At 71.1% G+C, this 24,807-nt stretch carries 23 protein-coding genes; 7 read left to right on the top strand and 16 right to left on the bottom strand.

Annotation, left to right across the window (positions count from 1 at the left end; all coding sequences use genetic code 11):
* Window positions 1-110 precede the first annotated feature (110 nt).
* Genes Q9S78_RS13645 through pxpA form a run of 3 tightly spaced genes read right to left on the bottom strand, consistent with a single transcriptional unit; the run spans window position 111 to window position 3,013 of the window.
* Window positions 111-695, bottom strand: a complete 585-nt coding sequence (locus Q9S78_RS13645; RefSeq protein WP_311870752.1) for a hypothetical protein — start codon at window positions 693-695, stop codon at window positions 111-113.
* A 27-nt stretch (window positions 696-722) separates the two neighbouring features.
* Complete coding sequence (locus tag Q9S78_RS13640) at window positions 723-2,264, bottom strand: 5-oxoprolinase subunit B/C family protein (protein ID WP_311870750.1); 1,542 nt, start codon at window positions 2,262-2,264, stop codon at window positions 723-725.
* The gene (pxpA, locus tag Q9S78_RS13635) at window positions 2,258-3,013 is read right to left on the bottom strand and encodes a 5-oxoprolinase subunit PxpA (RefSeq protein ID WP_311870748.1); all 756 of its coding nucleotides are present in this window, start codon (window positions 3,011-3,013) and stop codon (window positions 2,258-2,260) included. Before pxpA ends, Q9S78_RS13640 begins: the two co-directional genes overlap by 7 nt.
* Window positions 3,014-3,143: 130 nt before the next feature.
* Here pxpA and Q9S78_RS13630 point away from each other — a divergent pair, with 130 nt between their 5' ends.
* Both Q9S78_RS13630 and Q9S78_RS13625 read left to right on the top strand, forming a co-directional pair.
* Window positions 3,144-3,980: an alpha/beta fold hydrolase gene (locus tag Q9S78_RS13630; protein ID WP_018187379.1), complete on the top strand. Its 837-nt coding sequence runs from the start codon at window positions 3,144-3,146 to the stop codon at window positions 3,978-3,980.
* Window positions 3,981-4,051: 71 nt separating this feature from the next.
* Window positions 4,052-4,573, top strand: coding sequence for a hypothetical protein (locus tag Q9S78_RS13625; RefSeq protein ID WP_116227500.1), 522 nt, complete (start codon window positions 4,052-4,054; stop codon window positions 4,571-4,573).
* Between the two features lie 89 nt (window positions 4,574-4,662).
* Here Q9S78_RS13625 and Q9S78_RS13620 read toward each other — a convergent pair whose 3' ends face one another.
* From Q9S78_RS13620 to Q9S78_RS13610, 3 genes are read right to left on the bottom strand one after another with little or no spacing between them, the layout of a single operon-like run.
* Window positions 4,663-5,526: a DNA-methyltransferase gene (locus tag Q9S78_RS13620; RefSeq protein ID WP_116227501.1), complete on the bottom strand. Its 864-nt coding sequence runs from the start codon at window positions 5,524-5,526 to the stop codon at window positions 4,663-4,665.
* Window positions 5,523-6,572 carry a lipoate-protein ligase LplAB gene (gene lplAB, locus Q9S78_RS13615; RefSeq protein ID WP_018187382.1) on the bottom strand — a complete coding sequence of 350 codons (1,050 nt, stop codon included), beginning with the start codon at window positions 6,570-6,572 and terminating at the stop codon, window positions 5,523-5,525. The genes Q9S78_RS13620 and lplAB overlap by 4 nt, the downstream gene beginning before the upstream one ends.
* 4 nt (window positions 6,573-6,576) lie before the next feature.
* Window positions 6,577-7,479, bottom strand: a complete 903-nt coding sequence (locus Q9S78_RS13610; RefSeq protein ID WP_116227502.1) for an alpha/beta fold hydrolase — start codon at window positions 7,477-7,479, stop codon at window positions 6,577-6,579.
* Window positions 7,480-7,562: 83 nt separating this feature from the next.
* Between Q9S78_RS13610 and Q9S78_RS13605 the strand changes: the two genes are divergently transcribed.
* Both Q9S78_RS13605 and Q9S78_RS13600 read left to right on the top strand, forming a co-directional pair.
* The gene (locus Q9S78_RS13605; RefSeq protein WP_311870745.1) at window positions 7,563-8,024 is read left to right on the top strand and encodes a MarR family winged helix-turn-helix transcriptional regulator; all 462 of its coding nucleotides are present in this window, start codon (window positions 7,563-7,565) and stop codon (window positions 8,022-8,024) included.
* Complete coding sequence (locus Q9S78_RS13600) at window positions 8,021-9,388, top strand: MFS transporter (RefSeq protein ID WP_311870743.1); 1,368 nt, start codon at window positions 8,021-8,023, stop codon at window positions 9,386-9,388. The genes Q9S78_RS13605 and Q9S78_RS13600 overlap by 4 nt, the downstream gene beginning before the upstream one ends.
* A gap of 23 nt (window positions 9,389-9,411) precedes the next feature.
* Here Q9S78_RS13600 and Q9S78_RS13595 read toward each other — a convergent pair whose 3' ends face one another.
* Both Q9S78_RS13595 and Q9S78_RS13590 read right to left on the bottom strand, forming a co-directional pair.
* Entirely contained in the window at window positions 9,412-10,077 is a 666-nt protein-coding gene (locus tag Q9S78_RS13595; RefSeq protein WP_020098621.1) for a response regulator transcription factor, read from the bottom strand.
* Entirely contained in the window at window positions 10,074-11,354 is a 1,281-nt protein-coding gene (locus Q9S78_RS13590) for a sensor histidine kinase (protein WP_020098620.1), read from the bottom strand. Before Q9S78_RS13590 ends, Q9S78_RS13595 begins: the two co-directional genes overlap by 4 nt.
* A 375-nt stretch (window positions 11,355-11,729) precedes the next feature.
* Between Q9S78_RS13590 and Q9S78_RS13585 the strand changes: the two genes are divergently transcribed.
* The gene (locus Q9S78_RS13585) at window positions 11,730-11,867 is read left to right on the top strand and encodes a hypothetical protein (protein WP_018187415.1); all 138 of its coding nucleotides are present in this window, start codon (window positions 11,730-11,732) and stop codon (window positions 11,865-11,867) included.
* A 21-nt stretch (window positions 11,868-11,888) separates the two neighbouring features.
* On the opposite strand, the gene Q9S78_RS13580 is transcribed toward Q9S78_RS13585, so the two are convergent.
* From Q9S78_RS13580 to ddaH, 5 genes are read right to left on the bottom strand one after another with little or no spacing between them, the layout of a single operon-like run.
* Window positions 11,889-12,734, bottom strand: coding sequence for a transglutaminase family protein (locus Q9S78_RS13580; RefSeq protein WP_018187416.1), 846 nt, complete (start codon window positions 12,732-12,734; stop codon window positions 11,889-11,891).
* Window positions 12,731-13,663 carry an alpha-E domain-containing protein gene (locus Q9S78_RS13575; RefSeq protein WP_116227505.1) on the bottom strand — a complete coding sequence of 311 codons (933 nt, stop codon included), beginning with the start codon at window positions 13,661-13,663 and terminating at the stop codon, window positions 12,731-12,733. The genes Q9S78_RS13580 and Q9S78_RS13575 overlap by 4 nt, the downstream gene beginning before the upstream one ends.
* The gene (locus tag Q9S78_RS13570; RefSeq protein ID WP_018187418.1) at window positions 13,657-15,342 is read right to left on the bottom strand and encodes a circularly permuted type 2 ATP-grasp protein; all 1,686 of its coding nucleotides are present in this window, start codon (window positions 15,340-15,342) and stop codon (window positions 13,657-13,659) included. The genes Q9S78_RS13575 and Q9S78_RS13570 overlap by 7 nt, the downstream gene beginning before the upstream one ends.
* Before the next feature lie 48 nt (window positions 15,343-15,390).
* Window positions 15,391-16,608: an ornithine--oxo-acid transaminase gene (gene rocD, locus Q9S78_RS13565; RefSeq protein ID WP_311870741.1), complete on the bottom strand. Its 1,218-nt coding sequence runs from the start codon at window positions 16,606-16,608 to the stop codon at window positions 15,391-15,393.
* On the bottom strand, window positions 16,605-17,468 hold the full coding sequence (gene ddaH / locus Q9S78_RS13560) for a dimethylargininase (RefSeq protein WP_311870739.1): 864 nt from the start codon (window positions 17,466-17,468) through the stop codon (window positions 16,605-16,607). Before ddaH ends, rocD begins: the two co-directional genes overlap by 4 nt.
* Before the next feature lie 166 nt (window positions 17,469-17,634).
* Here ddaH and Q9S78_RS13555 point away from each other — a divergent pair, with 166 nt between their 5' ends.
* Entirely contained in the window at window positions 17,635-18,384 is a 750-nt protein-coding gene (locus Q9S78_RS13555; RefSeq protein WP_018187421.1) for a hypothetical protein, read from the top strand.
* A gap of 190 nt (window positions 18,385-18,574) precedes the next feature.
* On the opposite strand, the gene Q9S78_RS13550 is transcribed toward Q9S78_RS13555, so the two are convergent.
* Both Q9S78_RS13550 and Q9S78_RS13545 read right to left on the bottom strand, forming a co-directional pair.
* Window positions 18,575-22,297, bottom strand: coding sequence for a proline dehydrogenase family protein (locus tag Q9S78_RS13550; RefSeq protein ID WP_311870737.1), 3,723 nt, complete (start codon window positions 22,295-22,297; stop codon window positions 18,575-18,577).
* Between the two features lie 57 nt (window positions 22,298-22,354).
* Window positions 22,355-22,915 (bottom strand): acyl-CoA thioesterase, encoded by a 561-nt coding sequence (locus Q9S78_RS13545; RefSeq protein WP_028497530.1) that lies wholly within the window; start codon window positions 22,913-22,915, stop codon window positions 22,355-22,357.
* 132 nt (window positions 22,916-23,047) lie between these two features.
* On the opposite strand from Q9S78_RS13545, the gene Q9S78_RS13540 reads away from it, so the two are divergent.
* Window positions 23,048-23,557, top strand: a complete 510-nt coding sequence (locus Q9S78_RS13540; protein ID WP_018187424.1) for a GNAT family N-acetyltransferase — start codon at window positions 23,048-23,050, stop codon at window positions 23,555-23,557.
* A gap of 199 nt (window positions 23,558-23,756) precedes the next feature.
* Here the strand turns inward: Q9S78_RS13540 and Q9S78_RS13535 are convergent.
* Window positions 23,757-24,807: cytochrome b/b6 domain-containing protein (locus Q9S78_RS13535; protein ID WP_311870735.1), on the bottom strand; the 1,051-nt coding region annotated here is incomplete at its 5' end.

Genomic DNA, 24,807 nt, shown 5'->3' with positions numbered 1-24,807 from the left:
GAGGGCAAGTAGAGGGGAGCGCAACTACCCACTATAGGACGCGCGACGCGCCGTGTCCAGTCGAATCGTTGACGAGTTCGACGGGCTGCGGTATAACTCGCGGGCGTGGGTCAGGTCCACTGCCAGGTCACGAGGACGGACTGCGCGAGGGCGTCCCGTTCCTCCTGCGACTTCTCCACATCCGACGCGAACGTCACGATGTAGGTCTGTCCCGCGTTGACCAAGTAGAACTGGTCGATCACGTAGGGCGTCTCCCCCTGCTCGACGCGTGCCGACAGGTGGGCCGACTCGGAGCCGGCTGCCGTGACGCGCTCGAGCGCCTTCACGTCGGACGCGCCGGCCTCCTCGAGCTGGGCGACCCCAGCTTCCTCGACCTGCTCGGAGGTCACCTCTCCCCCGGGGGAGACCAGGATGTTGACGTTGTCGCGGTAGCCGTCCTCGATGGTCAGGTCGGCCGCGAAGGTCGTCTCGTCGAAGCCGTCGGGAGCACCGTCGGGGTAGCCCCATCCCTCGGGCAGGGTCAGTGTGTACTGCTCGGCGGTGATCACTTCGCCCGACGCCGGCGCGAACTCGACGGCGTCGCTCTCGGGAGCCGCCTGGCTCGACTCGGCGGGCGGAGCGGACTCCGCGGCGCATCCGGCGAGACCCAGTCCCGCCAGGATCAGGAGGACGGCGGAGGCGCGGCGGAGGGACATGCCGCCGACCCTACGCGGCGGGGCGTGTCACCGGCGGGGGCTTGCGCTCCGCAACAGAAGATGAGAGCCCGGCCGAGCCTGCGCGAGCGCCGCCCGGCCCGCCGCCGTGATGACACCGATCACGGGGTATCCGCCCGTGACCGGACCGTCGGGGCCGAGGATCACCGGGACGCCGTCGGGCGGCACCTGCACGGCGCCCGGCAGCATCCCCTCACTCGGGAGCTCGCGCCCCACCGCGTCCGGCGTCCGCGTGAGCGACGGACCATCGAGGCGGATGCCGACGCGATCCGCCCGCGCCCCGACCACCCACCGGCTCTCGACGAGCGCCCGACGCGCCTCGGGGGTGAACCACGCTGCGCGAGGCCCCGCGGCGATCGCGACCTCGAGCACATCGGGCGGCGGCGTCCACGGCCAGAGGTCCACCGCGGGGACCGGATGCCGCGCGGCATCCGCCGTCGCGACCGCGTCGCCCGCGCGCAGCGGCGCCGGCCCGAGACCTGCGAGCGAGTCGGTCGCGGCGGACCCGAGCGCCGATGCTGAAGCGACACCGCCGCGCACGGCCAGGACGGCGCGCACGCCGGCGCGGAACGCGCCGATCGAGAGGTCGGTGCCGGCCGGCCACGGCACCGGGCGGTAGGCGTCGACGTCACGGTCGGCGATGCGGACCGTGCCCCACGCACCCGTCACGGCGATCCAGAGGTCGCGGGAGGAGGTCGCGCGGAACCCGCCCAGGGTGATCTCGATCGCCGAAGCGCCCTCGGCGTTGCCGACGAGCCGGTTCGCAGCCGCGAACGCCGGGCGGTCGGCCGCTCCCGAGAGGGCGATCCCGTCGGCCAGGCGTCCGGGGCGACCGGCATCCTGCACCGTCGCGAGGGCGCCCGGGTCGACGACATCGAACGCGTGCGGTCCCGCCGGCGGGACGGCCTGCGCGGGCGCGGCGACGGCCACCGAGGCGACGCGGCGGAACCGCACGAGCGTTCCGGGGCGGAGGAGGACGGACTCGGCAGCGCTCGGGTCGAACAGGGGCGCGTCCGTCGTGCCGATCAGTTGCCACCCGCCGGGGGTCTCGCGCGGGTAGGCGCCGGTGAACCCGCCGGCGAGCGCCACCGCGCCGCGGGGCACGCGGGTGCGCGGCGTCGCCCGTCGCGGCATGTCGAGGTTCCAGTCGTCGCTGACGAGGTACCCGAACCCGGGTGCGAAGCCGGTGAACGCGACGCGCCAGCGCGCCGCGAGGTGCCGCCCGATGAGCGCGTCGGGTGAGAGACCGACGAGGGATGCCGCGTCGGCGAGGTCCGGGCCGTCGTAGGCGACGGGCAGTTCGACCTCGGTCGGCGCCGGCGCCGTGCCGGTGCGTCTCTCAGCGCTCTCCGACGCGGTGATCCACGTGCGGGCTGCGGACAGCGGCAGGACGGCGGTGTCGACGTGCACCAGCACCGTCCGCGCCGCCGGGACCAGATCGAGCAGGCCCGGCGGGGTCGCGGCGGCGAGTCGCGCGTGGAGGTCGAGGACATCCGCGAGCCCGTCGACCTCAACGAGGAGCGCACTGTCGCCGAACGGGCGGATCACCACGGTGCGCGCACCGCGACCCCCGCCGCGTCGAGTGCGGCCCGCACCGCCCGCGCCATCGCGACCGACCCCGCGGTGTCGCCGTGCAGGCACAGGGAGGCCGCCTGCACCCGGAGCATCGACCCGTCGACCGCGTCGACGAGCCCGTCGCCGGCGAGCCGGACGGCCCGCGCGGCGACCGCGCCCGCGTCATGCAGCAGGGCGCCCGCTTCGCCGCGGGGCACGAGCGCGCCGGACGGCAGGTAGCCGCGGTCGAGGAACGCCTCGATGAGGAACGGGATGCCGCGGGCCGCTGCGGCCCCGACGACGACACCCGGCATCCCGAGCAACGGCAGCGGCCTGCCGAGGTCGTGGGCGATGTCGGCCACGGCGGCCACGACGGCCTGCGCTGACGCGGAATCGACCGTGACGGAGTGATAGAGCGCGCCGTGCGGCTTCACGTAGCGGAGGTCGGCGCCGGCGGCGACGAGCGCGCCGATCTGCGCGCGCACCTGCGCGCGAAGGAGGTCGGGCGCGACGGAGCGCGCGACACGACCAAAGCCGGCCCGGTCGACGAAGGAGGGATGCGCGCCCACCGCGACGCCCGCAGCCGTCGCGCGGGCGACGGCATCCGTCATCGACGCGGCGTCACCGGCGTGTCCGCCGCAGGCCACCGACGCACTGGAGACGACCGCGAACATCGCCTCATCGTCGGCGGTCGGCGCGCCGTCGACGGTCTCACCGAGGTCCGCGTTCAGGTCGATCGACGCCATGAGGCCACGGTACCGGCGGGCGGGCGGTGAACGACGGACGAAGGATCCGTCAAGCCCTGGCTCGGCACCTGCACGGACCATAGCGTCGAGGTGTCGCCGGAGATCCACTCCGGCCGGAAGGAGAGCCGCTGTGGCGCACATCACCGTGGGGACCGAGAACTCGGTCGACGTCGACATCTTCTACACCGATCAGGGATCCGGCCAGCCCGTCGTGCTGATCCACGGGTTCCCCCTGAACGGGGAGTCCTGGGGCAAGCAGCAGGCCGCGCTCCTCGAGGCCGGTTACCGCGTCATCGCCTACGACCGCCGTGGGTTCGGCGCGTCGACGAAGACGGCGTCGGGCTCGGACTACGACACCTTCGCCGCCGACCTGCGCGCGCTCATCGAGGAACTCGAGCTCACCGACGCGGTGCTCGTCGGCTTCTCGATGGGAACCGGCGAGATCGCACGCTACCTGTCGCGCTACGGCGCGGACCGCATCGCCAAGGTCGCCTTCCTCGGCTCGCTCGAGCCGTGGCTGCTGAAGACCGACGACAACCCCGACGGCGCCGGCGACCAGGCCTTCTTCGACGGCACGGCTGCCGCCGTCGCCGAGGACCGGTATGCCTTCCTGACCGGGTTCTTCCAGGACTTCTACAACCTCGACGACTACCTCGGGACCCGCATCTCGCAGGAGGCCGTCGACGCGTCGATCGCCGTCGCGAACCAGGCCGGCAACGCCGCGATCGCCGCCGCTCCCCTGACCTGGGCCACCGACTTCCGCAGCGACATCCCCGCCGTCACGGTGCCGGCGCTGATCCTGCACGGGACGGCCGACAACATCCTGCCGATCGACGCGACCGCGCGGAGGTTCCGCGAGCTCCTGCCCGAGGCGACGTACGTCGAGATCGAGGGCGCTCCGCATGGCCTGCTGTGGACCCACGGCGCCGAAGTCAACGAGGCGCTGCTCGGCTTCCTGCAGGACTGAGCCCCCCGGCCCCGGGGGTGGAACCGGAACGGGGTGCGTGCCACGATGAGGGCACGAGCGAGGGGGTCGCGATGGCGGATGCCGGGGTGCAGGAAACTGTGACGGGCAAGAGCATGGTCGTCGATCACGGGTTGGCGGGGCGCCTCGCGCGCGATCACCAGCAGAAGAAACAGACGGGACTGTGGATCGCTGGGACCGCCATGGTCCTGCTCTACGGTCTGGGAATGTTCGCCCTGAACGGGAACGTCCGTTCCCTCGTCATGGCCGGCTTCTGGGGGGTGCTCATCGCGATCGGATTCGTTGCGATCCGCCACCTCGGCACCCAGAAGCTGACCCGGGTCGTCGAGGGGCTCTACCCGACGGGCGATCGCCTCACCGTCACCGTCACCGACGCGGGGCTCACCGTGACCACGTCGACCATGAGCCTGACGGTGGCGGCCTCCGCTTTCTGGCGCATCTCGACGGCGCCGCACTCGGTGATGGTGCGCATCCACGGACTCATCGGGCCGGCGATGATCCTGCCTCGCGAGGTCGTGGACGACGCCGACATCGCCCGGCTGCGGGCGGCGGCACCCCGCATCCGTCGCGGCTGACGGGACACCGGTCCACCACGACCGCAGACGGATGCCGGGGCGCAGCGCCCCGGCATCCGCTGTCAGTCCTCGCTGCTCGGATCCGCGGCTCAGCCGACGACGGTCGCCTCGGGGATCCGGGCTCGCATGACGGCGAGCGCCTCGGGGCTGTGGTCGACGAGCACGGCGTCGCGGCCGAGCGCGTGGGCGACCGCGCCGGTCGTCCCCGAGCCGGCGAAGAGGTCTAGCACCCGATCGCCCGGCCGGCTCGACGCCTGCACGATCCGCCGCAGGATGCCCTCGGGCTTCTGGGTCGGGTAGCCGGTCTTCTCCCGCCCCGAGGTCGGGACGATCGTGTGCCACCAGACGTCGGTCGGCAGCTTGCCGCGAGCAGCCTTCTCGGGGGTGACGAGCCCCGGAGCCATGTAGGGCTCTCGGTCGACGGCATCCGAGTCGAAGAAGTACGCCGACGGATCCTTGACGTAGACGAGGATCGTGTCGTGCTTGCTCGGCCAGCGCTTGCGCGACTTCGCGCCGTAGTCGTACGCCCAGATGAGCTCGTTGAGGAAGCACTCCCGACCGAAGACGGCGTCGAGCATGACCTTCGCGTAGTGCGCCTCGCGGTAGTCGAGGTGCACGTAGAGGGTGCCGTCGTCGGCCAGGAGCCGCCACGCCTCGCGCAGCCGCGGCTCGAGGAACCCCCAGTAGTCGTCGAACCGGTCGTCGTACAGCTTCAACGCGCCACGCGTGCGGGCGTAGGAAGCGCCGCGGAAGCCGCCCTTGACCGGACCGACGGCCGGCGCGGGCGCGTCGGGATCGGGCTGCAACCCCGCCGTGCGGACCGCGGACTCGATCGCCCGCTCCTGGGTACGCCCGGTGTTGAAGGGCGGGTCGAGGTAGATGAGCGCGAACGAGGAGTCCGGCAGGCGCCGGGCGACCTCCAGGTTGTCGCCGAGATGGATCTCGACGGTCACGGAACGCGGCGCAGCCAGGCGTCCGTCGAGAACTTCGACTCGACGAGCGCCTCGGCCTCGGCGTACTCCTCCTCGGAGATCGAGCCCGCCTTCGCGCCGTAGAGCGAGGTGAACGTCTCCTTGAAGCGTTCGATGATGTCGGCGCGCGCCATGCCGGTCTGGCTGCGGAGCGGGTCGACGCGCTTGGCCGCCGATGCCGTGCCCTTGTCGGAAAGCTTCTCGCGTCCGATGCGCAGGACCTCGGTCAGCACCTGGCCGTCCATGTCGTAGCTCAGGGTCGCGTGGTGCAGCACTCCCCCGTTGGCGAGGCGCTTCTGCGCGGCGCCGCCGATCTTGCCCTTCGACGATGCGATGTCGTTGAGCGGCTGGTACGTCGCGTCGATCCCGAGCGAGCGCAGCGCGTGCAGCACCCAGTCGTCGAGGAACGCGTAGGAGTCTGCGAAGGTCATGCCCGAGACGAGGGATGCCGGCACGTACAGCGAGTAGGTGACGATCGAGTTCGCGGCCATCAGCATCGCGCCGCCGCCGGAGATGCGTCGGACGACCTGGAAGCCGTGCTTCGCGGCACCCTCGGGGTCGACCTCGTTACGGTACGACTGGAACGATCCGATGACGACGGCGGACTCGTTCCACTCCCAGATGCGGAGCGTGGGGGTGCGTCGACCGTCGCCCACGCGAGCGGTGAGCACCTCGTCGAGCGCGAGGTTCATCGCGGGCGAGACGGCCTTCTCGTGGACGACCTCCCACTCGAACTCGGCCCAGCCCGGCGCGACGATGAGCGCGCGGCGGACGGCGGTGGCGACGGCCTCGGGCGTGAAGCCGAGCAGCTGCGCCCCCTCGGGGAGCGCGCCGCGGACGGCGGCGGCGATCGTCGCGACGTCGGCTTCGACGGGCAGACCCGTCACCGCCGCATCGATGTCGGCCAGCGCGTCGTCGGGTTCGAGGAAGAAGTCGCCCGCGAGGTGGAAGTCCGCGATGCGGCCGTCCTCCACCTCGAGGTCGACGACGACCAGCTTGCCGCCAGGGACCTTGTACTCGCCGTGCATGGTCCTATTCTCCCGTGCCCGCAACGGGTGCGGATCCACTCTCGGGGACGGATGCCGCGTCCCGCCGCGCGATGCGCGCGTCGAGCCATGCGACGAGGTCGGCGCGCACCTCCGGCGCGCAGCGCTCGTTGAAGATCTCGTGGCGCGCCTCGGGGTACACGAGGGTCGTCACGTCGGTGAGGCCGGAGCGCGTGCGGTACGCGTCGGCCAGGCGGTGGACGCTCCGCGGGCCGCCCACCGGGTCGTCCCGGCCGACCAGGAGGAGCACGGGGACGTCGACGCCGAGGTCGCGCTTCGGCTTGCCGATCAGGCGCAGGGTGTCGACCGGACCGAAGAGCTTCGGCAACGGCACCGTGGTCGTGAGCGGGTCGTCGAGGAACGCACGGCCGACCGTGGCATCCGTCGACAGCCATTCGACGCCGGTGGCGTCCGATCCTGCCCAGCGCTTGTTGAGGGGCGCGGCGTTCAAGTCCCCCGGCCACAGGAGGGACGAGCCCGAGAGGATGACGGCGTCGTACGCGCGGGGGTCCGCGTTCACGAGCTTCTGCGCGAGGAAGGACCCCCACGAGTGCCCCAGGAGGACGAGTGGTAGCCCGGGGTTCTCGTCGCGGATGACACGGGTGAACAGCTGCAGTCCCGTCACGGTGGCGCGGAGGCCGCCGGGGCCGAGCCGCCCGAGGCGGGAGTGATCGCCGCCGTGCTGGCGCAGTCCCGTGCGGCCGTGGCCGCGGTGGTCGTCGGCGTAGACGGTGAAGCCGGCGGCGGTGAGGGCGGCGATGGTGCTGCCGTAGCGGCCGGCGTGCTCGCCGACGCCGTGGAGGAGCTGGACGACGCCGCGCGGGTTGCCCTGCGCCGGGTGGACGTCGTAGACGATCGCGATGCCGTGTGCATCGATGAACTCGGGCATGGCTCGAATCCTAGGGCGCTGACGCGGTCGACGGATGCCGGACTCAAAGCTCTTAGCCAGACTAATGAGTTATGCTAACGAAAATGAGCAGCGCACCCGAGACCTCGACGACGGACGATTCGACGACGGAGCTCGCGCTCGCGGCATCCGACTTCCGCATGGCGACCTTCCGTCTCGCGCGGCGCCTCCGCTCGCAACGCGCCGTCGACACGATGAGCGACGGGCAGTTCGCCGTCCTCGCCGGCCTCAAGGTGCACGGGCCCCACACGCTCGGCGAGCTCGCCGAGCGTGAGCGCGTCTCGGCGCCGTCCATAAACCGCACCGTGAACTGCCTCGAGGAACTCGGCTACCTCACCCGCACCCCCGACGAGAGCGACCGCCGGAAGGTCGTCATCGACCTCACCGAGCCGGGTCGTGAGGTGGTCGTCGAGACCGTCCGCCGGCGCGATTCGTGGCTCGAGCACGCGTTCGAGGAACTGAGCGCCGCGCAGCGCGCGACGCTCGCGAAGGCCGCTGCGATCATGCAGGAGGTGGCCGGCCGATGAGCTCCGCCATGTTCCGCTCGTTCTCGGTGTTCAACTACCGCGTCTGGTTCATCGGCGCCCTCGTCTCGAACGTGGGCGCGTGGATGCAGTCGACCGCCCTCAGCTGGGTGGTGCTGACGCAGCTGACCGACAACGACGCGACGGCCATGGGCGTCACGATGGCGTTGCAGTTCGCTCCCCCACTGCTGCTCGTCAGCGTCACCGGTCTCGTCGCCGACCGGTTCGACCGCCGCAAGCTCCTGTTCTTCACGCAGGGCTCGCTCATGCTGCTCGGCCTCATCATCGGCGTCCTCTTGCTCACGGGCAGCATGAACCTGTGGACGATGTACGCCTTCGCTTTCGCCCTCGGGATCGTGGCCGCCTTCGACAACCCGACCCGACAGGCCTTCGTCTCCGACCTCGTCGCACGTGAGAACGCATCGAACGCCGTCGCACTGAATGCGGCATCCTTCAACACGGCCCGCATGATCGGGCCCGCCGTCGCCGGCATCGTGATCGTCGCGGTCGGCACCGGATGGGTGTTCATGGTGAACGCCCTCACATTCCTCGCGATGCTCGTGGCGCTGATCCTCATCCGTCCCGCCGAACTCGTACCGCGCCCGAAGCTCCGGACCGCGTCACGGATGGCTGACGGCCTGCGCTACGTGGGCGGCAGGCCCGACCTCGTCGTGACGTTCATCATGGTGTTCCTCCTGGGCGCATTCGGCATGAACTTCCCGATCCTGGCATCCACGATGGCCCTCGAGTTCGGGCAGAACGCCGACGGCTACGGCGTGCTGAGCTCGATCCTCGCGATCGGATCGCTCGCCGGCGCCCTCCTGGCGGCCCGCCGCGACCGGGCGCGACTGCGCCTGGTGATCGGCGGGCTCGGACTCTTCGCGGTCGCATCGGCGCTGTCGGCGGCCATGCCGGTCTACATCGCCTACGCCGCGACGCTCATGCTCATCGGCTTCTCGACCGTCACGACGTTGACGACCGCGAACGGGTACGTGCAGACGACGACCGAGCCGGCGCTCCGCGGACGCGTGCTCGCGCTCTACATGGCGATCCTCATGGGCGGCACGCCGTTCGGCGCACCCATCGTGGGCTGGGTGGCGGATGCCTTCGGCCCCCGCGCCGCCATCCTGCTCGGCGCGGCCGCGGCCCTCATCGCTTTCGCCGTCGGCGGCGGCTGGCTGCTCTTCTCGGGCCGCCTGCACCGCCACGAGTCGCGCCGGTTCGCGGTGACGATCGACGAGACCCGGCCCATCAGCGTCGTCGCTCCCGAGGAGTTCAGCGACGAGGTCGCCGGGACCACCCCGATCCGGCTCCCCGATGCGGACATCGCGACGCGGAAGGATGCCGCGGCCCGCCCGCGTCCCTGAATCGACTCCCGCGCAGCCCGAGGTCAGTCGAGCCGGTTGCGGACACCCCACAGCGCGAGCTGCGTCCGGTCCGCGACGCCGACCTTGCGCAGCGCCGACTGCAACTGCGTCCGCACCGTGTGGACGGAGACGTGCAGCGATGCCGCGATCGCCTCGTTCGCGGTGATCCCCGAGGCGAGCAGGGCGACCACGCGCCGCTCCGCGGGGCTCAGCGAGGCGAGCCGCTCGACGTCCGGATCGGGGCCGCGCCGTCGGACGAACTCCCGGAGAACCGGTGCGATGGCACGCGGCGACACGATCGACTCACCGCGTGCCGCGGCCTCGACGGCGGCGACCACCTGGTCGGAGTCGTAGCTCTTCAGGAGGTATCCGACCGCGCCCGCGTCGATCGCGTCGGTGATGTAGCCGTCGACCGCGAAGCTCGTCATCACGATGACCGCGGGCACGTCGCCTTCGGCAGCGAGCAGCCGCCGCGTGGCATCCGCGCCGTTCATGCCCGGCATCTGCATGTCCATGAGCACGACGTCCACCGTCTCGGCCTGCGCGACGCGCACCGCATCGAGACCGTTGCCGACCTCGCCGACGATGCAGATGCCGCCGGCGGCTTCGAGCTGGAGGCGGAGGCCCTTCCGGACCGACCTGTTGTCGTCCGCGATGAGGACCCGGATCGGCGCACGCGGGGCGGTCACGGCGCCGTCCCCTCGTCCGAGGCGACCGGGATGCCGACGGCCAGGGTCCAGCCGCCACCGGCATCCGCTCCTGCCGAGAACGAGCCGCCCAGGATCTCGACCCGCTCACGGATGCCGCCGAGGCCCCACCCGAGCCCGATGCCGGACAGGTCGCCGACCGGGACGGCGGGTCCGTTCGAGACCGTGACGGCGATGCTGTCGGCGTTCCGCGAGATCCGGACGTCGACCGGCGCCCCGGGCGCATGCTTCGCGGCGTTCGTCAGCGCCTCCTGCGTGCAGCGGAACGCCGTCGCCGAGACCACGGCGGGAAGGGAGTCGAGATCGCCGGTCGCCGTGAGCGCGACGGCGACACCACGCGCACGCCAGAAGCCGACCAGCTCCTCGAGATGCCGCAGGTCCTGCGTGGCGTCGGACGGGCCGACGTCGCCTGCGCGCAGATCCGCGAGGGCTCCGGCGAGTCCCGCCGCCGCGAACCGACCCTCGTCGCGGACGTCCTGCATCAACGCCAACGCCTGGCCGGCGTGCGTCGGCGCGACCTTCAGGGCGGCGTCGGCGAGCGTGATGAGTCCTGCGAGGTGCTGCCCGGCGATGTCGTGGAGCTCCTGCGCGATCCGGGCCCGCTCGCGGCGCTGCGCATCGGCGACGCGGTCATCGTGCTCACGCGCGGCGAGTTCAGCCTGCTGCCGGGCCACCCGCATCCGTCTCGCCTTCACCGACCACCAGAGGCCGAGCGCCGTCCCGCCGACCGCCGGGGCCGCCATCGACACGACCTGGGCCGCCATCCACCCGACCGCTGCGGTGAGGCTCGCACCCGTCGTCATGACCCACCAGAGCAGGACGACGGACTCGGCCAGGATCACCACGACGCACCAGGCGATGGCCCGGGCGGCGGCCAACCGCGTTGCCGCGAGGAAGATCGCCACCGAGATCGGCAGGGACATCCCCATGAGCCACGTCGGCACCGAGAGTCCCGTCGCCAGGGCGAGGTGGATGCCGACGACGACGACGATCGTGGAGCGCGGCAGCCGCTGGGACAGGAAGAGGACGCCGGCCTGCACGGCGCAGCCGAGGGTCAGGAGGACGTACACGGCCCCGACCGGCACGGGGAGCGGCCACGGCTGGCCTCCCTCGAGCAACGCGACGGTCGGTGAGACGAGGGCCTGGACGACCGTCGTGAGGAAGACCGCGACGACGAAGAACCACGAGGCGCGGGCGGATCCCTGCAGGGCGATGTGCGAGTTCGCGGTGTCGGTCGTGACGAGCGGGGGTGAAGTCATCGGGGCGTGTTTCCGTGATGCGGCGAGGTCCGGTTCGGTGCGGGTCGCCTAGGAGCATGCCACGACTGACGCCTCTCAGCGGTTACGTCGAGCCGGTGGAGGAATGGTTCACTCAATCGGATGAAACTCGGCGGCCGATCGGAAGGCCCGACCGGGGCGACGACCGTATCCGCGCCGGATCGCGGCGCTCGAGCGCCTTCCCGCCCGCCGCCGCGCCCGTATCGTATGCCACGGGGGAACCGTCGGATCAGGCTTCGATTCGGCGGATCGGGGACCGGTCGACTTCGGGGGAAGTCCCGGCCCCGAGCCCCTCCCGTCGGCGGCCGACTGTCAAGGGGGCGGATGCCGCGGCCCGCGGTGCGTAGCGTCACCGCCATGAGCGACGCATCCACGACCCCCGAACAGGACGACCCGACCGGCGGCGACGAGGGCACCGAGAATCAGCTCGATGCCGACAACGCCGTCGAGGAGGACACCCTCAAAGCCCTCGACCCGAACGACTCCCCCGCTTGACGGGGAGCCTCGTCCGCGCGATCAGGCCTCGCGGGTGATGAGGACCTTCACCTCGAGACGGCTCTTGAACGGGCCCGCGTAGACGCCGCGCAGCGGCGGCACGTCGTTGTAGTCGCGCCCGCGACCGACCGTCACGTGACGATCGCCGATCTCGGCGTCGTTCGTCGGGTCGAAGCCGTGCCAGGACCCCGCGTACCACTCGATCCATGCGTGCGACTCCCCGATGACGGGGACGCCGACCTCGGCGGTGGGGTTCGGGTGCAGGTATCCCGACACGTAGCGCGCCGGGATGCCGACCGAGCGCAGCGCGCCGAGGGCGATGTGCGCCATGTCCTGGCACACGCCCTTCCGCTCGGCCCATGCCTCGGCGCCGGTCGACTGCACCTCGGTCGCACCCGGCACGTACTCGACGGCCTGACCGATCGCCGTCGCGATCGCCAGGGCCGCGTGCGAGGGGTTCTCGTGCTGGGCGGCGATGCCCGCGGCGAGGTCGGCGACCTCGGGATGCGGCTCGGTGCGCCGCGTCTGCGACAGCATCTCGACCGTGCCGATCGACCGCTGCGCGTCGCGCGCCAGGGCGTCCCACGACATGTCGGGGTGGGTCAGCGGCCGTGCGCGCACCTCGACGAGCGAGCGCGCCGTGATCTGCAGCGCCGAATGCTTGGCGAGCACGTCGAAGGCCGCCACCCGCGTGCCGAAGTAGTCGACGAAGTAGTTCACGTTCGTCGACGGGTCGATGTCGAGCTGGGAGCTCAGGACGAACTGACTGTCGCTCGTCGTCGGCAGCATCCGCGCCTCGTTGTACGACGCCCCCACCTCGCCCGGGTAGTCGAAACCGGTCGTGTGCTCGATGCGCAGGCGCTTCATGAGGTCTCTCCGATCCAGCTGGGTTCGGCCTGGGTCGGGAAGAACCGCGCCCGGATAGCCTCGGACGCCTCGCGCGTCACCGACTGCACGCTCTGCATGTGGGCGGGGAGCTCGGCGAGCACCTCGTCGATCGGGCGGTACTCGAGTTCGTTCCGCATACGTCCGAGAGCCCGCAGCACCGAGTTGGAGTGCCCGACGCGATCGGCTACGGGGTCGATCGCGCTCATGCACTGCTCGGCCGTGCGGATCGAGTGGATGATCGACCGCGGGAAGAGCCGGTCGAGCAGCAGGAACTCCGCCGCGTTCTGCGAGCTCGGCATCCCGCGGTAGGTCCGGAGGTACGCCTCGTACGCGCCGCACGAGCGCAGGATGGTCGTCCAGGACGGACCGGATGCCTCGGTCAGCGACCGCGTCGCCAGCATCCGCGCGGTCATGTCGGTGCGCTCGATGGCCCGACCGAGCGTGAAGAACTGCCACGCTTCGTCGTGGCTCGACGAGTTGTCGGTGACGCCGACGGCGAGCGCGGCCCGTTCGCGGACCCACTGGAAGAACTCGTGGGTCTTCTCGTCATTGAGGCGGCGTGGCATCCGGGAGTACGTCGTGTTGAGCGTCTCCCAGAGCTCGGTCGACACGATCTCCCGCGCCCGACGGGCGTTCTCGCGGGCCGCCTGCAGGCAGTATGCGATCGACGACGGGTTGACCCGGTCGACGGCCAGGAGCGTGAGCACGTGGGTGCGGGTGACTTCCCCGCCTCCCTTCGGGGGCGTCGCACCCATGACGCCCATGAGCGACCGGCACGCGGTGTCCTCGTCGATCCACGGGTCCTCGAGGAGGAGCTGCAGGTGCACGTCGAGGATGCGGGCGGTGCCGTCGGAGCGTTCGATGTAGCGGCCGATCCAGAACAGGCTCTCGGCGATGCGGCTCAGCATCCCTCATCCCCTCCCTCGGCGTCACTGCCCTGCTGCTGCTGTTCCTGCTGTTCGGACAGGGTGCGCGGCCGATCCTGCGGGGAGTGATCCGGCTCGTCCTGTGCGTCGTAGATGATCGGGATGGCCGAGGTCGCGGTGGCCTGCTCGGCGACGAGACCGGCGAGGGACTGCGACTGCCCGTACTCGCCGCGATTCGGCGCGTCGCCGCCGACGATCCAGGTGTCCTTCGAGCCGCCGCCCTGGCTCGAGTTGACCACGAGCTGCCCCTCGGGGAGGGCGACGCGCGTCAGCCCGCCGGGGAGCACCCACACCTCGTCGCCGGTGTTGACGGCGAAGGGGCGCAGATCGGCGTGGCGCGGACGCATCCCGTCGTCGACCAGGGTCGGGATCGTGGAGAGCATCACGACGGGCTGTGCGATCCAGCCGCGCGGATCGGCGCGGAGCTTCGTGCGGAGCGCGTCGAGTTCGGCGGGACTCGCGTCGGGGCCCACGACGAGCCCCTTGCCGCCGGAGCCGTCCACGGGCTTCACGACGAGCTCGTCGAGCCGGTCGAGCACCTCTTCGAGGGCGCCCGGATCCTCGAGGCGCCAGGTGTCGACGTTCTTGAGGATCGGTTCCTCGGCGAGGTAGTACCGGATGAGGTCGGGAACGTACGTGTAGAGCAGCTTGTCGTCGGCGACGCCGTTGCCCACCGCGTTCGCGATCGTGACGTTCCCGAGCCGTGCGGCGAGCATGAGCCCGGGGGCGCCGAGCATCGAGTCGGCCCGGAACTGCAGCGGGTCGAGGAAGTCGTCGTCGACACGGCGGTAGATGACGTCGACGCGGCGCGGTCCCCGCGTCGTGCGCATGAACACCCGGCCGCCCTGGCAGACCAGGTCGCGCCCCTCGACGAGTTCGACGCCCATGAGACGCGCGAGGAGCGTGTGCTCGAAGTACGCGGAGTTGTAGACGCCCGGCGTGAGGACGACGACGTTCGGGTCGTCGACCCCGGGAGGGGCGGAGTTGCGGAGCGCCTGCAGCAGCTTGTTCGGGTAGTCGCCGACCGGCCGCACGCGCATCGAGACGAAGAGCTCGGGCAACGTCTGCGCCATGACCCGGCGGTTCGAGATGACGTAGCTCACCCCCGACGGCACGCGGACGTTGTCCTCGAGAACGCGCATCTCGCCGTGCTCGTCGCGGATGAGGTCGATGCCGGAGACCTGGATGCGGACGCCGTTGGCGGGACGGATGCCGGCGGCCTGACGGTAGAAGTACTGCGACGACGCGATCAGCTTCGCCGGCAGCACGCCGTCGCGGACGACGTGCTGGTGCCCGTAGGCGTCGTCGAGGAAGGCCTCGAGCGCGCGGACGCGCTGCTGCACGCCCTTCTCGATGCGCGACCACTCGTCGTAGGCGATGACGCGGGGCACGGCATCCAACGGGAAGGGTCGCTCCTCGCCCGCGAAGTCGAACGTGACGCCCTGCGCGAGGTAGGAACTGGCGAGCGATTCGGTGCGCCCGCGCAGCTCCTCCTGGGTCATCTGCGCGAGCGCCTGATAGAGCTCGCGATACGACGATCGGGACCGGGCCGCCTCGCCCGGGTGCGCGATCTCGGCGAACATCTCGTCGAACGCCGGAATACCGGACGGGGTCTTGCGAGGCGCCAGCGTGGAGCCGTATCCGTCGAAGAGGTCACCCATGCGACGAGCCTAATCCGGGCGGTGTTGCCGGAGTGTTTCGCCGTGCGGTCAGTCCGCGAGCGCGAGGCGCAGCTGCTCGACGGCCCAGTCGATCTCGGTGGCCCGGATGACCAGCGGCGGCGCCATGCGGATCGTCTGACCGTGCGTGTCTTTGACCAGCACGCCGCGTGCGAGGAGCCGCTCCGCGACCTCGCGCCCGGCCCCCTTCGCCGGGTCGATGTCGACGCCCGCCCAGAGGCCCGCGACGCGGATCCCCGTGACACCCGCGCCGATGAGCGGCTCGAGGCGCGCGCGCAGGTGGTCGCCCAGCGCGAGCGCGCGACGCTGCAGGTCTCCGGTCGCGAGCATCTCGACGACGGCGAGCCCGACCGCTGCGGCGAGCGGATTGCCACCGAAGGTCGACCCGTGCTCGCCGGGGTGGATCACCCCGAGGACGTCGCGGTCGCCGACGACGGCCGACACCGGCAGGATGCCGCCGCCCAGCGCCTTGCCGAGCAGGTACAGGTCGGGCACCACACCCTCGCGCTCGCACGCGAACGTCGTGCCGACCCGGCCGAGCCCCGACTGGATCTCATCGGCGATGAAGAGGACATTCGCCGCCGTGCACGCCTCGCGGACGGCGCGCAGGTACCCGTCCGGCGGGATGACGACGCCGGCCTCGCCCTGGATGGGCTCGATCAGCACCGCGGCGGTGTCGTCGTCGATCGCCGCGGTGAGCGCCGCGGCATCCCCGTAGGGCACGATCTCGAATCCGGGCGCGAACGGGCCGAAGCCGTCCCGCGCCTGCGGGTCGTCGCTGAAGCCGACGATCGTGGTCGTCCGACCGTGGAAGTTGCCCGACGCGACGAGGATCTTGGCACGCCCCTCGGGGACGCCCTTCACCCGGTACGCCCACGCACGGGCGACCTTGATGCCGGTCTCGACCGCTTCGGCGCCGGTGTTCATCGGCAGGACCATGTCCTTGCCCGACAGCTCGGCGAGCGCCGCGGCGAAGGCGCCGAGCCGGTCGTTGTGGAACGCGCGGCTCGTGAGCGTGAGCCGGCCGAGCTGCGCGGTCGCCGCGGCGACGAGGGCCGGATGCCGGTGCCCGAAGTTGAGCGCCGAGTAGGCCGACAGCAGGTCGAGGTACCGCTTGCCCTCGACGTCGGTCACCCAGGAACCCTCGCCCTCGGCGACGACGACGGGGAGCGGGTGGTAGTTGTGGGCGACGTGGGCCTCTTCGGCCGAGATCACGGCGTCCGACGTGGGCAGATCGAGATCGGTCATCGCGCACCTCCGCGCAGTTCGAGCGTGCAGCACTTGATGCCGCCGCCGCCGAGCAGCAGCTCGGACAGGTCGATGGGGACGGGGATGTAGCCGCGCTCCTCGAGCTGCGCGGCGAAGGCGGTCGCGCGGGGCGAGACGAAGACGTGGAGTCCGTCGCTGGCCGCGTTCAGCCCGAAGACGGCACCGTCGGCATCCGACACCTGGATCGCGTCGGGATAGCGCTCGGCGAGGATCCGACGCGACTCGTCGTCGAAGGCGGAGGGGAGGTAGGCGATGTTGGCCCGCTCGACGCCGCCCGGTCCCTCGACGGGATCGAGCACGGTGATCGCGGTGTCGAGGTGGTAGAACCGCGGGTCGACGAGGCGCAGCGAGACGACCTCGCGCTCGAAGACCCGCCCCAGCTCGCGGTGGCTGTCGCCGACGGAGCGGAACCCGGTCCCGGCGAGGATCGTGTCGCCGACGAGCAGGAAATCGCCCTCGCCCTCCTGGACCTCGACGGGTTCGACGACCTCGAAGCCGTGCGCGGCGAACCAGTCCATGAACGGACGCTCCTCGCCGCGCCTTTCGTCGACGCGGAAGCGGACGCCCAACGCCCGACCGCCCACGATGAAACCACCGTTTGCGGTGTAGACCATGTCGGGCAGACCCGGCACCGGGTCGATGAGCTCGACCTCGTGGCCCAGCGCGACGTACGCGTCGTGGAGCGCCTGCCACTGGCGTACGGCTTTCGCGGTGTCGGTGGGCCGCGAGGGCTCCATCCACGGATTGATGCTGTACGACACCGTGAAGTGCTCGGGCCGGCACATCAGGTATCGACGGTGCTGGGCGATGCGGGTGACCGTGTCGGACTGCGTCGTCATTCTCGCTCCTCGTCTCCGGGGCGGCGGACGCTGTCCAGAGGCCCGACGGAGCTTGCAGAAGCCGACGGATCGGGCACGCCGGATTCCATCATGGCAGGTCGCACCGACGCCGTAGCCGGTGGATGCATGCCGCGCGGGGTGGCCGGTAACTGACAGGATGCAGACCATGGCCAGACGCACGGGTGAACAGACCAGAGCCCTCCTGCTGCGCGCCGGGATGCAGATGCTCCTCGAACGCGGGGTCAGCGCGGGAGTGCAGCACATCCGGCTGCAGGACGTCCTCCGCCGCGCAGGCCTGACGACCGGAGCGGCGTACCGCCTGTGGGACGACCAGGCCGACTACCACCGCGACCTCGCTGTGGCGATGGTGCGGATGCGGGTGGCCGGCCCGGCCGATGCGATCCGCGCCCGCGTCGATGAGCTGATCGCCGCGGGCGCCTCGGGCGAGGAGATCATCCGCGGGGCAGCGCTCGCGCACGTGCAGGCCTCGGAGCTCACGACCGAGGATCCCACCGACCTCCTGGACGCGCAGTCGTTCCGTGTCGCCCTCGCCCTGCGGACGACCGCGGACACGTGGCCCGAGCTGACCGAGGCCAGCTACGAGCGGCACCGGGAGTCGATCGAAGCCTTCATCGAGGTGTACCAGTACGTCATCGACGCCTACGGCATGCGCCTCCGGGAGGGCCTGACGATCGAGGACTTCGCCGAGGCGATGGCCGCTCTGGCGGAGGGATTCGCGATCCGGTCACTCGAGCGACTCGGCCACCCGACGTATCAGCTCTCGGGAGCCGACGGCACCCCGGCGGGCGAGTGGACGCTGCTCGGCCTCACGGTGAGGGCGCTCGTCGATTCGTTCATGACGCCACGCGACGACGCGGACCCCGAGGCCTCCGTCCGCCTGCCGCGTTACGCCTGAACGAACGGATGCCCCGAGCCCGAGACCAGAGGATCTCGGACCCGGGGCCACACTCCCCCCGAAGTGTTCCAAGCGCGCTCCCCAGAAGCGCTCGACTATTCAAACAACACGAGCGCCGTCGAATCCAGAAAGATAAGTTGTTTTCTTCTGCGGATCGATAAATCCAGGCACATCAGACCGCCGGCATCCGTCAGATGACCGATTCGCTCCAGTGATCGGGGTTCCCGAACCGGTGAGCGGTGATGGAGATGGCCTGCTCCCGGAGGAACGGGAGCAGCTCGATGCGCCCCGCCTGCGTCATCTCGTCGGCGTAGACGGCGAGGTCGGGGTCCCCGGCGATCGCCACGGCGAGCGCTCCCGCGACCTCGTCCATCTCGGCGCGGGACCCGACCAGCCGCACGCGATCGGCCCGCGACGGGCCGTCCTCCGCGGCAGGCCCGGCCATCCGCGCGATCCACTGCTCGTTCGATTCGACGAACACCGGAACCTCCAGCGCCGTGAGCGCCGAGCGGACCGTGGCGGGAAGACCCGTCGGCGTGCTGACGGTGAACGCCGAGCCGGCGCGCACCGCCGCGATGATCGCCCGCACGAGCGCCTGAGGCGCGGCATCCGTCGTCGAACGGATCTCGACGCTCGCGGGCCGGTACCGGAACAGGTTGCGCTCGACAACCAGGTGCGACACGTCGACGACCTTGCCGAAGGTGCGGTTCCACGCGATGGCATCCGAGAGCGCGGCCCGGCGGAGCCACTCGAACGCTTCGTAGCCGAGGGCAGGCTGCGCGGCCTCGATGACGTCGGTGATCGACGAGTCGAGACCCTTCAGGTGCAGCGTCGACGACGTTCCGGCGCCCGACGTCGGCCGCCACGATCCGAGCCCGATGAGGTGGTTCGGGCCGCCTGCCTTCGCCCCCCCGCCGACCGATGAGCGCTTCCAGCCGCCGAACGGCTGACGCTGGACGACCGCGCCCGTCGTGCCGCGGTTGACGTAGAGGTTGCCGGCTTCGACGCGGTCGAGCCAGAGCGCGAGGTCGTCGGGGTTCTGCGTGTAGAGCCCCGCGGTCAGCCCGTAGTCGACCGCGTTCTGCAGCTCGATCGCGTGCTCGAGCGAACGCGCGTGCATGACACCGAGGACCGGACCGAAGAACTCCTCGAGATGCACGCGCGACCCCGGCTTCACCCCGGTGCGGATGCCGGGGCTCCACAGCCGACCGTCGTACCGCTCGCTCGGCAGTTCGCGCGGCTCGACGAGCCACTGCTCGTCCTCGTCGAGCGTCGTGAGCGCCCACGCGAGCTTGCCGGAGGGCTTCTCGACGAGAGGTCCGACCTCGGTCAGCGGGTCCTCGGGCGAACCGACGCGGAGAGAGGTCGCGGCATCCACCAGCTGACGAGAGAAACGCTGCGACCGGGCGACCGGGCCGACGAGGATCGCGATCGACGCAGCCGAGCACTTCTGACCCGCGTGACCGAACGCCGAACGGACGAGATCGGATGCCGCGATGTCGAGGTCGGCCGACGGCATCACGATCATGGCGTTCTTGCCGCTCGTCTCGGCCTGCAGCGGAAGGTCGGGCCGCCACGAGCGGAACAGCGACGCCGTCTCGAACGACCCGGTGAGGATCACCCGGTCGACCACCGGATGCGTGATCAGCTGCTTTCCGAGCCCACCCTCGTCGAGGTCGACCAGGGCGAGGACGTCGCGACCGACACCGGCCTCGTCGAGCGCCTCCCAGATCGCCTCGGCGACGACGGCGGCGCAGCGTCGCGCCTGGGGCGCGGGCTTGAAGACCACACCCGATCCGGCCGCGAGCGCGGCGAGCGCTCCCCCCGCCGGGATCGCGACGGGGAAGTTCCAGGGCGGGGTGACCACGGTCACACGGGCCGGCACGAAGACCGCGCCGCTGACGCTGTCGAGCTCTCTCGCGGTCGCGGCGTAGTAGCGGGCGAAGTCGACCGCCTCGCTGACCTCGACGTCCGCTTCGGCGAGGGTCTTCCCCGTCTCGGATGCCGCGACCTCGATGAGCTCGCCCCGGCGGCCTTCGAGCGCACGCGCCGCACGCAGCAGCACCTCGGCTCGATCCGCAGCCGGCAGCGAACCCCACGCGTCGGACGCCGCCGTCACCCGGGCGAGGGTCGCCCCGAGCTCCGACTCGGTGCCGATGCGGGCGGCGGTGATCGCGGCATCCCCCGCCGTCGACGTCGCGACCCGGCCGAGGATCGATCGCGCCCACTCACGGTTCGCGGGGAGCGCCGGATCGGTGTCGGCCGTATTGCGGAAGCCGGGGGCACCCGCGGAGACCGCGGTCTCGCGCGAGGAGAACACGGCGGTCTCGACGAACGCGTCGCCGCCGAAGAGGGCGGGACGTCCGGGGGCATCGGCGGGCTGAGTCTCGCCGAGGTCGGTCGGTCGGGAGTCCCTGGCCGCGATCCCGAGGACGACCTGCGTGAGAGCGGCGTCGTCGGCGTGGGTCGCGGGGGCGGCATCCGTCGTCACCGTGTTCTCACCGGCGTCGGGGTTCGCGGTGCGATCCTGGCGGCGCCGCGGGCCCGTGGTCAGCGCGCGGTCGGCGGCGCGCTCGAGCGACGCCGTGAAGCGGTCGCGCTCGCGAACGAACATGGCGCGGTCGAAGGCGAGGTCGAACGCGGCGGAGAGGAAGTTCTCGCTCGACGCGTTCTCCTCGAGACGGCGGACGAGGTAGCTGATGGCGACGTCGAACTCGTCGGGGCGCACCACCGGGACGTACAGCAGGACGTGCCCGATCTCGCGCGCGACGGCCTGCACCTGGCCCTGCGCCATGCCGAGGAGCATCTCGACCTCGAGATCGCGCTGCACGCCGCGCTGACCGGCGAGCAGCCAGGCGTACGCGATGTGGAAGAGGTTGTGGCCGGCGACGCCGATGCGCACGGCCTCGGTGTTCTCGAGGCGGAGCGCTTCGTCGAGGCAGCGGACGTAGTTCGCGTCCGTGTCGAGCTTGGTGTCGTACGGAGCGGCCGGCCAGTCGTGCATGACGGCGTCGACGTGCTCCATCGCGAGGTTCGCGCCCTTGACGAGACGGATCTTGATGCGCGCACCACCCGCGGCGACGCGCTCGCGCGCCCACGCGGTCAGCGTGCGGAGGGCGGGGAGGGCGTCGGGGAGATAGGCCTGCAGCACGATGCCGGCCTCGAGGTCGCGCAGGCGCGGATCGTCGAGGACGCGCATGAACACGGCCATCGTCAGGTCGAGGTCGCGGTACTCCTCCATGTCGAGGTTGAGGAACGTGCCGTCCTCCGCCGCCGACAGGTAGAGGGGACGCAGCCGCTCGACGACGCGCTCGACGATCTCGTCGAAGGCCCACATCGAGAGGTGACTGGCGATGGCCGACACCTTGACCGAGACGTAGTCGACGTCGTCTCGGCGGACGAGCTCGTGGATGCCTTCGAGGCGACGGAGCGCCTCCGACTCGCCCAGGACGGCTTCGCCGAGCAGGTTGAGGTTCAGGCGCGCGCCGGACTCGCGCAGCGTCTGGAGCGCCGGGCCGAGCTTGTCGGGGCGGGCGTCGACGATGAGGTGGCCGACCATCTCGCGCAGCACGCGTCGGGCGATCGGGACGACCGGGGTCGGAAGCAGGGGCGCGACGACACCCCCCGCACGGACAGCGGCCCGCAGGTACCAGGGCAGGAAGGCCGGCGCGAGCGGGGCGACCCGCTGCAGGTTCGTCGCCGCGGCCGTCAACGACTCCGGCCGCATGACACCGTCGACGAAACCGAGCGTGAACGGCAGGCCGTTGGGGTCCTTCAGCACCCCCGCGAGACGCTCGGCGGCGGGGTCGACAGCGACCTCGGCGGATTCGGCGACCCAGCGCTCTGCGAGGGCGATGGCCCGCTCGGCGAGGTCGGCGGTGGGCGCTTGTGGCGCGACAGACGTGTCCGACATGAGGCTCAGCCTAAGGGCGCCTCGGGCGCGCGCGGCGGGACACGCGAGGGCCGGGCGCTAGGGCCAGATGCTGGGCGCTTCCGCACGGGTCGAGGGCAGAGCGGATGCCGCGGCCCAGTCCTGGATCCACTGCGGGATCGGAGCCAGGGTGTCGGGGCGGTGCAGGGCGTCGAAGAGCTCCTCGAGGGGCACGATCCCGCCCGTGCGGCGGAGAAACCGGACCCGCAGGATCATCTCGGCGTAGACCTCTCCCTTCACCACGGCACGGTGCATCTGGAAGACGGCCTTGTCGTCGTGGCCGATGATGCGGCTCTCGACGGTGAACCGCTGCCACAGCTGGAGGGACTTCCGGAAGGTGACGGTCTCGCTCGCGACCACGCCGTACCAGCCGCGCTCGTTCATCGTCTGCCAGATGCCGGTGCGGGTCAGCAGGTCGAACCGGCCGAGATCGAACAGCGACGCGTACCGGCCGTTGTTCATGTGGCCGAGCAGGTCGATGTCGGTCGGCAGGGTCCGGAGCCGGATGCGACCGACGGCATCGGGCGGGATCGGTCCGCGGCGACGATACATCACCCGCGCGCGCATCAGGGTCAACAGGGTCCGCCACCATACGTTCACGAGCGGTGAGCCTAGCCATGTACACGCGCACAGTGCGGCATCCGTTGTCGCTTGTCGACAGTGCCGGCGCGGCCCGCGCAGGCCCGCCACTGTCGATTTCACGATCCGACGAGCCGTGCGTAGAGTCTGGCCATGGAGCCCGAACTGCAGACCGACACCGTCGTCCGTCCCGTTCGCGACGTGGATGCGGAAGCCCTCGGCCGTGTGCACGCGACGTGCTGGCACGAGACCTACGACCACCTCATCAGCAAGGCCGCCCTCGAGAACGTGTCGGCCCGCCGACTCGCCGAGCTGTGGACCCACTGGGCTCAGCAGGGCCCCGATTTCCGCATGGTCGCCGCCCTCGTGAACGGCGAGATCGTGGGCTTCGCTGGGTCCGGCCCCGCCCGCGACCGCGACGCACCGCGCAACCGCGAGCTGTACTTCATCTACCTCCTCGACGCGTGGCACGGCACCGGCATCGGCCAGCGCCTGTTCGACGCCGTCGTGCCCGAGGACGACACCGACCTGTACCTCTGGGTCGCCGAGGACAACCCCCGCGCGCACCGGTTCTACACGCGCAACGGGTTCACGCTCGACGGGGCGAACCACACCGAACCCTTCCTCGGCGAGACGCTGACGGAAGTCCGCTTCGTGCGCTGACGCACGAGCGCGAGACTCGACGGCGCGGCATCCCGTTTCGGATGCCGCGCCGTCGGACTTTCTGCCGATGCGCCGGTGAGGCGACGGATGCACGACCGGTGGGGCGGATGCCGCCCGGGCGGCGCACGGCGGTGACATCTGCCCCACCGATCGTGCATCAGTCAGGCAATCGGTGCGCCGGGGCCGGTCCCCCGCTGCGTCAGCGGCTCTTGACCTCACCGAAGAGGCGCGCGATCGGGGCGACGACGAGCGGGCGCATCGCGACGTAGGCCGCGACGGTGACGGCGATCGAGAGCGCGAAGAGCCAGAAGCCGGTCCAATTGTCGGCGTACGCCTCGGGGTCGGTCGAACCGGTCGCCGCGTACATGTGGCCGAGGTTCCGGAGGGCCCCGGTCGACAGCACGAGAGCGACGTGGACGACGATGAACAGGACGAAGTAGAGCATCGTCGGGAAGTGGATCTTGCGCGCCCATTCGACGGGGTAGATCCGGTTCAGAGTCGTCGCCTGCTTCGGCCACACCGCACTCATGCGGTAACCCGTGATCGCGGCGAGGGGGGCGGCGATGAAGATGGTGGCGAAGTAGGCGAGCTGCTGGAGCGCGTTGTAGTTCACCCAGCCGTTCTCGGTCGGCCAGTCCAGTGAGACGTACTGAAGAGCCGCCGACACCGCGTTGGGGAACACCTCCCACGAGGTCGGGATCACCCGCATCCATTGGCCGGTCACGAACAGCAGCACGACGAAGATCACACCGTTGGCTAGCCACAGGACGTCGAGGGCCTGGTGCAGCCAGAGCGTCAGGCTCATGCGACGCTTGCGGTCCTTCTTCGAGATCCAGAAGGCCGCGGGGCGCTTCTCGGACCTGACCTGCAGCCCGGTGCGGATGATGAGCACGATGAAGAACGCGTTGAGGAAGTGCGACCAGTTCAGCCATGCGGGGAACCCGACCGGCGCTCCTTCGGGCAGGTGGTACTCGCCCGGGTAGGTGGCGAGGAAGTCCTGGAGGGGCTCGAGACTGAGGATCCAGCGGACGGCGAGGACCGCCATCGCCGCGACGTAGAGGACGGCCGCGCCGCCGAGGACGACCACGCCGGCCCATTGCACCTTCGTGAACGGGCCGATGCGCGCGGAGTCCGGCTTCGCGGACGGCCGCCGGGCGACGCCGGCGTGCGCGAGCGGCCGCTCGGCGAGCGGTGCGCGCGGCGTGGCCGGCGCGGCGGCGGCCGGGGCGGCGGGCGCCGGGGCGGCGGGC

It is taken from the genome of Microbacterium aquilitoris (assembly GCF_031932285.1).
GTDB lineage: Bacteria > Actinomycetota > Actinomycetes > Actinomycetales > Microbacteriaceae > Microbacterium > Microbacterium aquilitoris.
This window is presented reverse-complemented; position numbering and strand designations above follow the sequence as displayed.

Coding starts and splice junctions, on each gene's coding strand:
- Q9S78_RS13645 (WP_311870752.1), bottom strand. CDS start 695: ATGTCCCTCCGCCGCGCCTCCGCCGTCCTCCTGATCCTGGCGGGACTG.
- pxpA (WP_311870748.1), bottom strand. CDS start 3,013: ATGGCGTCGATCGACCTGAACGCGGACCTCGGTGAGACCGTCGACGGC.
- Q9S78_RS13625 (WP_116227500.1), top strand. CDS start 4,052: ATGGCGGATGCCGGGGTGCAGGAAACTGTGACGGGCAAGAGCATGGTC.
- lplAB (WP_018187382.1), bottom strand. CDS start 6,572: ATGCACGGCGAGTACAAGGTCCCTGGCGGCAAGCTGGTCGTCGTCGAC.
- Q9S78_RS13610 (WP_116227502.1), bottom strand. CDS start 7,479: ATGCCCGAGTTCATCGATGCACACGGCATCGCGATCGTCTACGACGTC.
- Q9S78_RS13605 (WP_311870745.1), top strand. CDS start 7,563: ATGAGCAGCGCACCCGAGACCTCGACGACGGACGATTCGACGACGGAG.
- Q9S78_RS13600 (WP_311870743.1), top strand. CDS start 8,021: ATGAGCTCCGCCATGTTCCGCTCGTTCTCGGTGTTCAACTACCGCGTC.
- Q9S78_RS13590 (WP_020098620.1), bottom strand. CDS start 11,354: ATGACTTCACCCCCGCTCGTCACGACCGACACCGCGAACTCGCACATC.
- Q9S78_RS13585 (WP_018187415.1), top strand. CDS start 11,730: ATGAGCGACGCATCCACGACCCCCGAACAGGACGACCCGACCGGCGGC.
- Q9S78_RS13580 (WP_018187416.1), bottom strand. CDS start 12,734: ATGAAGCGCCTGCGCATCGAGCACACGACCGGTTTCGACTACCCGGGC.
- Q9S78_RS13575 (WP_116227505.1), bottom strand. CDS start 13,663: ATGCTGAGCCGCATCGCCGAGAGCCTGTTCTGGATCGGCCGCTACATC.
- Q9S78_RS13570 (WP_018187418.1), bottom strand. CDS start 15,342: ATGGGTGACCTCTTCGACGGATACGGCTCCACGCTGGCGCCTCGCAAG.
- rocD (WP_311870741.1), bottom strand. CDS start 16,608: ATGACCGATCTCGATCTGCCCACGTCGGACGCCGTGATCTCGGCCGAA.
- ddaH (WP_311870739.1), bottom strand. CDS start 17,468: ATGACGACGCAGTCCGACACGGTCACCCGCATCGCCCAGCACCGTCGA.
- Q9S78_RS13555 (WP_018187421.1), top strand. CDS start 17,635: ATGGCCAGACGCACGGGTGAACAGACCAGAGCCCTCCTGCTGCGCGCC.
- Q9S78_RS13550 (WP_311870737.1), bottom strand. CDS start 22,297: ATGTCGGACACGTCTGTCGCGCCACAAGCGCCCACCGCCGACCTCGCC.
- Q9S78_RS13540 (WP_018187424.1), top strand. CDS start 23,048: ATGGAGCCCGAACTGCAGACCGACACCGTCGTCCGTCCCGTTCGCGAC.